Annotated in this window: 1 pseudogene; it reads left to right on the top strand. The window is 50.7% G+C overall.

Annotated elements, in window-relative coordinates:
* Positions 1-537, top strand: a pseudogene (locus ABFV72_RS13070) (hypothetical protein); the annotation flags it as partial.

The following is a 537-nucleotide window of genomic DNA, read 5'->3' as shown; positions in this document are numbered from 1 at the left end:
GGTGCAGGCACCACTGTCACAGATGGTACTAACACCAGCAACTATGGTGCAGAAGGCCTAACCTTCCTTGACACCAATGGTGATCCATTGGCGAATACACCAAGCATTACCGCAACAGGTATTGATGCCGGTAACACAGTTATTACCAGCGTACAAAGCGGTCTTGGCGGCGTTGACATTGCAGACGCAACAGGCAACACCTTAACCAACGCGACGAACGTGGGCGACTTACAGAACGCCACCGCAGGATTGACTAACGCCGGTCTTAACTTCATTGGCGATAGTGGCAACTTAGTTGATCGCAACTTAGGTCAAACATTAAGTATTGAAGGCGGCGAGACTGATCCTACAGCGCTTGCCACTGGTAACAACATTGGTGTCAGCACTAACGTTGATGGCGATGGGCTACTAGTACAGCTTGCTGAGAACATTGACCTAGGCGCTGATGGTAGTGTCACTACTGGAAACACGGTCACAAACAGTGACGGCGTCGCAATTACTGATGGTACAGTTGGCGGTGCTAGCACCACCATTACC

The organism is Psychrobacter proteolyticus, from assembly GCF_039762275.1.
In the GTDB taxonomy this organism is placed as follows: Bacteria; Pseudomonadota; Gammaproteobacteria; order Pseudomonadales; family Moraxellaceae; genus Psychrobacter; species Psychrobacter proteolyticus_C.
Note: the sequence above shows the minus strand (reverse complement) of the source record. Positions and strands in the feature narration are given on the sequence as shown.